Here is a 5,299-nt window from a genome sequence, read left to right as displayed (position 1 = left end):
GTACCTGACCACGTAGCCGCACATCGCGTTCAGTGCGCGATCCGTTGACTTCTGGACTCGCGCCGGGACATCCTGCCTCGGTACCGAAGGCAGCGTTTTCGCTATCACCTCGGCGTCGTCGACGGCAGCGCTGACGTCGTCCGCCATGGTCGGGACGGCCTCGTCGGGGTCTTTCGGATTCATATACTTCCTTCGCTTAGAACTGCGCTACGGCAGGTGCATGCCATCTGGGAAGAATGAATGGATCCTCGCCGCCAGCATTTGGTCGTGTGTCAGCACGCAGGGCCGCGGTATGTAGGAACGCGGCGAACTTTGCACGGCCGCCGACGGGTGGGTAACCTCCGCCGGACGGCTTCCTGCGCGTCGTCGAAGACGATGGGCTTGTCGAGCAGCTCGAACTCGGACCGGGTGGCGTGCAGCCAGCGCAGGGGCAGCGCCTCGGCGGCCAATTGGGTCGGTTCGATGCTCGGTCCGCGCTCGATCTTGGCCTCGTCGACCGGCGCGCCGCGCAGGAAGCGCGATTTGTTTGTCGTAGGCATGGTTCTCGATCACCTCCAACGCCAGGCACCCCGTCGCGCCGCCGTGGCGCGCGAACTGCAGCAGCAACCGGTTGCTGCGGTCCAGCTTGGCGCGGTARTAGCCGCCGCAGTGCAGCTTCTTGACATCTGGACTCTTGAAGTCGCCCGGCCTCGATGGCTGCGCGAACCTTGGTGAAGGCGGAATTGACCCTGCGCAGGTCAAGGTCCTTGTACTGCAGGAGGCGCATGTGCGGTGTTGAGTATCGACCAATGTACTTATCCGGATTCAGCCCGGCGAGCACCACGAACTTCCCATACGTGCTGCAAGGCTTTCGAAAAGGTCACCCGAGGAATTCGGGCTGCCCGGCAGGCGGCGCAGTGTTGGCGAACCTTGCGGTCTATTTGAGGGGTGGTGTTGCTGGGCGCTCCGGTGACAGGCGCGCTGCCATCCATGGGTTTACGCAACCTGCGCGTGCATCCCATCAACAAATGCCGCCGCGGGAACGCCAAAGCGGCCAGCCAGCGCCCGCATCTGGCGCAAGTTCAGTTCCCGCTTACCGTTCAGCACCTCCGAGACCACGCCTTGCGACCCAAGCTCTTCGGCCAGGTCAGTTTGCTTGAGTCCGTGCTGGTCCATCAGGAAGCGAAGCATTTCGCTTGGCGCGACGTCTTTGGCAGGATAGTGAGCGACGTCGTAATCCCCAATCAACTCACCGAGCGTCGCGGCCAGATCGGCCAGAGGGTGCGTCTCATCAGCAGCGCCGGCATCCAGCAAGGCATTCAGCGACGCCACGGCCGCGTCATAGTCGCCCTCAGTGCGGATGGGGCGAAGCGGAACATGCTTTGAGAGAGCCAGGAAGTGCCCGGCCAACTCATCAGCGGCTTGACGATCAATCACGGCTTCCATTTGTCGTACTCCTGGTGAGTGAAGACATGTCGAACAAACAGCATCTGGCGGTTGAAATGGATCGAGGAAATCACCCGATACTTGTTCCCGCCAATGTCAAACACGTAGAAGTCGCCGACCTTGTCTGTCGCGTTGAAAGCCCCCTTCAGTTCTGCATAGGAGAAGGTTGCGGTTTCGACGATCTTGCACCACGCCTGCAGCGGGGCCTCGGCATCGCGATGAAGAGCTGCGAACTTGGTCCAGGCTTTGTTGGAGATCACCCGCATCGATTGCAGTATATCTCATTTTGAGATATCCCCGTGCCACCTCATATCCGGCTGAGCAACTCCGCCTTCTTGTTGGCAAACTCGTCGTCGCTGATGATGCCCTTGGAGCGCAGGTCGGCGAGCCTTTCGATGGTGGCGAACACGTCCTGCTGGTTACCAGAGGGCGCGTTGTTGTAGCCATTGCCGTTGTTGACGCTGGCCTGCGGGTTGACTGGCTCATTGAACGCCGGCGTAGGTGGCGCCACATTTGGCGCGACGCCATCGACCGAGATCACGGGCAGACTGGCCACGTCGATCAAGCCGTACTGGCTGTTGAAGCCCAGGCTGCCGCCGTACGACTGTTGCTGCCCGAAGGCGCCGATCTGGTGGTCCAGCGTGTCGTACACCGTGACGCGTCCATTGACCTCGATGGCCAAGCGCCGCGCCTGCGCGAAGTAGGCATAGCGCACGCCGTTCTGCGCGCCAGTGCTGTTCGGAAAGCGCAGGTCGGTAGGCCACCAGTCGTTCGTTGTACCGGGCACGAACAGGCTGGCCTGGCCGAAGTTGCCGCTGCCCTGCTGCTGTCCGCCACCACCATAGCTGGTCTGTGCTTGCCCGTTGTTGTAGCCACCGCCCTGGCTTTGCGACTGGAAGCTGCCGCTGCGCACCAGGTCCGGCTGGCTGGCGACGAGGTTCGACAGGTCGCTGCACAGGCTGTCGACGCGGCCCTTAAGGTAGTTATTGAACATGTCCGACAGCATGATCATGCCGCCGCGCATCCACTGGCCCGAGCCGGAGAATTCGGGGTGGTTGAACTGCGCCTGGCTGCCGTTTCCATTGATCACCGAGTCCAGCATGCTGAGCGTCGCTTCCACGCTGAAGCCGTTGCGCTGCGCGATGTCGTTGATGACTTGCTGGCCGGCCGGGGAGAGTTGTCGCATGGGAGGTGTCTTGTCGAAGGGAAGGGGCGCGATTGTGAGGCTTCGACAAGACACTGTCGTGGCACGGGCTTTCAGAAAGAAAATACCGCTGCGTCATCGGCAAGGAAAGGGCGGGCTCGCAGGTCGGCAGTTGGCCGTCGGCACGGACCGCATCTGCCTGCGCATCAATCTCCATTTTTGGCACGCGGCGCGCGTGCATTCACGCATCAAGCGACCTCGGATTCTCTCGACGTTGTCGCGAAGTCAAGTTCCGAAGTAGATCAGCCGTCCGCAAAGAAAAGTCCCAAGCTCCGCTTTCGGCAGGCTCTGTCGTACCGCTGACGAATTCGAAGGACGGCAACCAGTCTAAGAGCGGTAGTCGCGCCTCGCGCGGAAGGACGCACTCTGGCGCCCCGCCGACTTAATTTTTGGACTGAACGTCCGTACTGGCTGGCGGAGAGGTCGCGAGCGTCACCAGAACCGCCACCAACGCCGCGAACGCGCCACCAGCGGCGTGAGATCGAGCTGAGTGCTCGATGTCGTCAACGGTCGCGCGCGGCGACGAATCTCGGTCTCGTATTCATGGGCGTAGCCCCGTGCGTGCAATGCACCCTGAAGGGCCTGTCGACGCCAAGTCGGAGCGCGCTCCCGCAGATCAGCGTCGGAGAGTTCACCGGGTTCAGTCATTGGGTGATTTTGCCGCGGCACGTGGCTTCACTCGCGTGAACGGCTGCGCGCCTCGGTTGCATTCTGCGCAGCGTTGGGTACCAGCAATGTCTCCACCCCCACCCGCCGGGCGTGGCCGCGGCGGCGCCTCCCGCATGGACCGCCGCGTGCTACCAATAGATTCGAAAACTCGCCGCGTGAACTCGACCGCTTTTGCGCACTGATCGCCGACCCGCGCGCGAACGCTAGAGTTGGTAGCGGAATGCCCAAGATAAAATGGCGATTCGGCATCCCTATGTGGGCGAAGGATTCGAATGACAAGAAAAGCGAGATCGGCGCCGCTGCCCGCGGAGGGCCCTGAACGCGATACTACCGGCCCGCGCTCCCTGACGCGCCTGCTGGGATTGTTTGACGTGTTGTCGCTGACGCAGAACGGGATGTCACTCGCCGAGTTGAGCGCAACTCTGGCATCGCCGAAAAGCAGCCTGCTGAATCTGCTGCGCCCCCTCGTGGCCGAAGGCTACCTGATCCACAGTGAGGGCAGCTATCGCATCGGCCCCTCGATCATCCGCCTCTCGGCGAGCGTGATGTCCGCATGGAACTTCCCGAAGATGATCCGGCCTTTCATGGAAGAACTCGTTGAGCGCACCGGCGAGACCGTGCTGCTCGGCGTGCTCAACCGTGAGGCCGAGGCCGTGGCGTTTGTCGAACTCGTCAATAGCCCTCATCCGGTTCGCCTGCAAGTACCTGTCGGTACGATTCGGCCGCTCTATGCGAGCCCGACCGGCTGGTTGCTGCTCGCATATGCCGATAAGAGCTTCAGGGACCAGTACATGGCCTCGGTGCAGTTCAAGCTCAAGATGCCAGCCGGGATCGCGAGGGCCTCGATTGCGCGCGAGATGGCAAAGATCCGGACAGAAGGTGTGTGCAGTTCCATTGATACCCCGATCGCTGGGGTCGGGTCCGTGATTGCGCCTGTATTCGACGGCAATGGAGAGTGCATCGCATCGCTCAGCGTCGCTGGCCCGGCAGATCGATTCCGCAAGGATATGGATTCGCTCAGAGCGACAGTCAAGGAAGTGGCTGCGAGGGCTTCGGGCGTCGTCGGGGCTGTCCAGCCGAGGAGCATGCCACCCTTCATTCCTTCATGACGATCTGGCCATCTTCGATGAGGCGCCCCATCTTCTCGTACTCGGCGGCCAGGAATGCGGCATAGGCCTTCGATGTGCCCCCGACGCGCTCCACCGCCGCCGCTAGCATCTTCTCGCGGACCCGGTTGTCGGCCAGCACCTCGTTGGTCGCCCAGTTCAGCTTGTCGATGACCGGGCCTGGCGTACCCGCTGGCACGTTCAGCCCCACGAAGGTGTACGCCTCGTAGTCCGGGTAGCCCTGCTCGCCCACCGTTGGCACGTCCGCAAGCGAAGGCGAGCGGTGCTTGCCCGTCACAGCGATCGGCTTGATCTTGCCGGCTCGAATCAGCGGCTCGGCCACCGCGATCGAGCCGAACGCCAGATCGACGTGACCGGCCATGAGGTCGGTGAACGCCGGGTTCTCGCCCTTGTAGGGCACGTGATTCAGGCGGATGCCAGCCAGCTTCTGGAAGTACTCGCCCGCCAGGTGCTGCGGACCGCCCTGCCCGGTGGTTCCGTAGCTGATCTGGCCCGGCTTGCTTCGCGCCAGCTGTACCAGCTCCGGCACAGTGTTGGCCGCGAGCGTGGTGCGCGCCACCAGCACGTTGGGAACGTTGTGAATATGGATCACGGGCACCAGGTCTTTGCGGGGATCGAAGGCCTGCTTCGTCAGGTGCGGCTGTATCACCTGCGGGCCAGTGGTGCAAAAACAGACGGTATAGCCGTCCGGCGCTGACTTCGCGACATGGTCGGTCCCTATCGCGCCTGCCGCTCCGGCCTTGTTCTCGACGATCACGACCTGATCGAGCACCCTGCCGAGTTCCTGTCCCATGAGCCGGCCGAGCACGTCCGTCGCTCCGCCCGCGGGAAAGGGCACCACCAGGTGTATGGGCCTGAGCCGGGGATAGTCCTG

7 protein-coding genes are annotated in these 5,299 nt (G+C 62.6%); 1 reads left to right on the top strand and 6 read right to left on the bottom strand.

The genetic code is table 11. From position 1 onward, the window contains the following. The 5 genes from AC1DY5_RS40875 to AC1DY5_RS40855 all read right to left on the bottom strand — a co-directional run. Positions 1-183 (bottom strand): hypothetical protein (locus tag AC1DY5_RS40875; RefSeq protein ID WP_478120152.1); only part of this gene is annotated, 183 nt, incomplete at its 3' end. An 89-nt stretch (positions 184-272) separates the two neighbouring features. Continuing rightward, positions 273-539, bottom strand: a complete 267-nt coding sequence (locus AC1DY5_RS40870; RefSeq protein WP_478120151.1) for a hypothetical protein — start codon at positions 537-539, stop codon at positions 273-275. A 436-nt stretch (positions 540-975) separates the two neighbouring features. Continuing rightward, positions 976-1,425, bottom strand: a complete 450-nt coding sequence (locus AC1DY5_RS40865; RefSeq protein WP_478120150.1) for a helix-turn-helix domain-containing protein — start codon at positions 1,423-1,425, stop codon at positions 976-978. Beyond that, positions 1,413-1,691, bottom strand: coding sequence for a type II toxin-antitoxin system HigB family toxin (locus AC1DY5_RS40860; protein WP_478120149.1), 279 nt, complete (start codon positions 1,689-1,691; stop codon positions 1,413-1,415). The genes AC1DY5_RS40865 and AC1DY5_RS40860 overlap by 13 nt, the downstream gene beginning before the upstream one ends. A 41-nt stretch (positions 1,692-1,732) precedes the next feature. Further along, positions 1,733-2,611: an SHOCT domain-containing protein gene (locus AC1DY5_RS40855; RefSeq protein WP_478120148.1), complete on the bottom strand. Its 879-nt coding sequence runs from the start codon at positions 2,609-2,611 to the stop codon at positions 1,733-1,735. A 959-nt stretch (positions 2,612-3,570) separates the two neighbouring features. Here AC1DY5_RS40855 and AC1DY5_RS40850 point away from each other — a divergent pair. Then, on the top strand, positions 3,571-4,407 hold the full coding sequence (locus tag AC1DY5_RS40850; protein WP_478120147.1) for an IclR family transcriptional regulator: 837 nt from the start codon (positions 3,571-3,573) through the stop codon (positions 4,405-4,407). Here AC1DY5_RS40850 and AC1DY5_RS40845 read toward each other — a convergent pair. Then, positions 4,394-5,299, bottom strand: a 906-nt coding sequence (locus AC1DY5_RS40845; protein WP_478120146.1) for a Bug family tripartite tricarboxylate transporter substrate binding protein, incomplete at its 5' end; no start/stop codon positions are given. The genes AC1DY5_RS40850 and AC1DY5_RS40845 overlap by 14 nt on opposite strands.

The organism is Variovorax sp. P4_D9 (assembly GCF_056401695.1).
Note: the sequence above shows the minus strand (reverse complement) of the source record. Positions and strands in the feature narration are given on the sequence as shown.